Annotated in this window: 2 protein-coding genes; both read left to right on the top strand. The window is 51.8% G+C overall.

Annotated elements, in window-relative coordinates; genetic code table 11:
* Positions 1-218: 218 nt before the first annotated feature.
* Entirely contained in the window at positions 219-1,061 is an 843-nt protein-coding gene (gene dinD, locus V6D20_19355; GenBank protein HEY9817940.1) for a DNA damage-inducible protein D, read from the top strand.
* Between the two features lie 167 nt (positions 1,062-1,228).
* Positions 1,229-2,357: tetratricopeptide repeat protein (locus tag V6D20_19350; GenBank protein HEY9817939.1), on the top strand; the 1,129-nt coding region annotated here is incomplete at its 3' end.

Below are 2,357 nucleotides of genomic sequence, written 5' to 3'. Positions count from 1 at the left end.
GATCGCCCAAAGGGAAGAGTAGTAATAGCCAATATCTGAGAACCACGCTCTATCTCTCAAAAGCGTTGCACAAACGGCTCAAGATGGGTGCTTTGGAACACGACCTGGAAATGTCTGATATTGCTGAAGCCGCCATCTCAGAATGGCTAGACAACCATTCATAGGCGCGATCGCCCGTTGATTTGTACAAATCTGCCTTTTGTTAAGACCGACTCATTATGCAATCCGACGCAATTAACACTCTGACCGTTACCTTTGAAGCCCATGCTCAGAAAACAGAGAATAGCATCGAGTATTGGCTAGCTCGTGATCTCCAGCATCTGCTGGGATATTCAAAATGGGACAACTTTCTGAATGTTATATCGAAAGCAAAAACGTCCTGTGAGGTGTCTGGGCATGACATCGATGACCATTTTGCTGACGTCAGGAAAATGGTCGAACTTGGCTCAGGCAGCCAGCGCCAGATTGATGACATTATGCTGACGCGCTACGCCTGTTACCTGATTGCTCAGAATGGTGATCCGAAAAAGCAGGAAATTGCGTTTGCCCAGACCTACTTCGCAATGCAAACCCGCAAAGCGGAGATGATTGAGCAACGCTTACTTGAAGCCGAGCGAGTATCCGCACGCCGAAAGCTGACGGAGACCGAAAAAGAGCTGTCGAAAGTGATTTTTGAGCAGACGGGCAGCGATCGCAATTTTGGGTTAATTCGCAGCAAAGGTGATCAAGCGTTGTTTGGCAAATCAACCAAGGCGATGAAGGCGCAATGGAATGTACCGGAGAAGCGGCCCCTGGCTGATTTTGCACCCACTATCATTCTGAAAGCTAAGGATTTTGCCACGGAAATTACGATTTTTAATTCCCGCGAAAATCAATTAGGAACCGAGCAAGAGATTTCAGCGGAGCACGTTATCAATAATGACGCGGTTCGCCAGACGTTACTAGAACGGGGCATTCGTCCTGAATCATTGCCGCCAGAAGAAGATGTGAAAAAGGTGGAGCGTCGCTTATCGTCGGAACAGAAGAAGTCTAGCAAAAATCCTGAAACACTTGATTCTTAGACGATCAGGGGACGCGATCGCCCGTATACCGTGATGTGTATCTATAAAGCGTTAGTCGATCCCAGATCGCTCAAACTCCTTCTTGTTGCGCTTCATAGCATCCACTGCATAACTGCCTACATCATCCCCACTAGGTAATATGTAGACGTGCTGGAAAACCCCAAACCATGAATGCCAAATCCCTGCTGCCCTTGCTGACCGCGCTGCTGATTGCCCCCGCCGCTGTGCCCCTATTGCCCGCTACTGTCCGTGCCCAGACGACGACCGAGACGGATGCGGCGGCACTGCTGGAGGAAGCGGATCGCCTCTACCAGCAGGGGCTTGAGCAATTCGACACCAGCCAGTTTCAAGCCGCGCTGGAATCGTGGCAGGCGGCGCTGGAACTCTATCAGGACATTGGCAGCCGGCAAGAGGAAGGGGATACACTCAATGCCTTGGGTCTTTTGTATAGAATTGCCGGGCAGGTGCCCACCGCCATTGATTACCATGAGCAAGCCTTAGCCATCGCCCGCGAAATCGGCGATCGGCGAGGCGAGGGTGCGGCGCTGGGTAGTTTGGGAAATGCTTACGCCAACCTCAGTCAATACCAAGAAGCGATCGTGCTCTATGAGCAAACTCTGGTGGTTACCCGCGAGATCGGCGATCGGCAAGGTGAGGGTAATGCACTGAACAATTTGGGAAATGCGTACAACAACTTGGGTCAATATCAGGAGGCGATCGCCCTGTATGAGCAAGCATTGGTGATTGCTCGCGAGATTGGCGATCGGCGCGGCGAAGGCAATGCACTGGGCAGTTTGGGAAATGCTTATGCTGACCTTGGACAATACCAAGAGGCGATCGCCCTATATGAGCAAGAGCTGGTTATCAGACTTGAGATCGGCGATCGGCGCGGTGAGGGTGCTGCTCTGGGTAGTTTGGGAAATGCTTACGCTAACCTCGGACAATACCAAGAAGCGATCGCCCTATATGAGCAACGGTTGGTGATTGCCCGCGAGATTGGCGATCGGCACGGCGAGGGCAATGCACTGAACAATTTGGGAAATGCGTACAACAACTTGGGTCAATATCAGGAGGCGATCGCCCTATATGAGCAACGGTTGGTGATTGCCCGCGAGATTGGCGATCGGCGCGGCGAAGCTGCTGCCCTGGGTAATTTGGGAATTGCTTACGCTGACCTTGGTCAATACCAAGAGGCGATCGCCCTATATGAGCAACGGTTGGTGATTGCCCGCGAGATTGGCGATCGGCAAGGTGAGGGCAGTGCCCTGGGTAATTTGGGCGTAGCTTACAACAGTT

This window comes from Candidatus Obscuribacterales bacterium (assembly GCA_036703605.1).
Lineage (GTDB): Bacteria > Cyanobacteriota > Cyanobacteriia > RECH01 > RECH01 > RECH01.
The sequence above is the reverse complement of the archived record's forward strand: the minus strand, read 5'-3'. Positions and strand labels throughout refer to the sequence as shown.

Coding starts and splice junctions, on each gene's coding strand:
- dinD (HEY9817940.1), top strand. CDS start 219: ATGCAATCCGACGCAATTAACACTCTGACCGTTACCTTTGAAGCCCAT.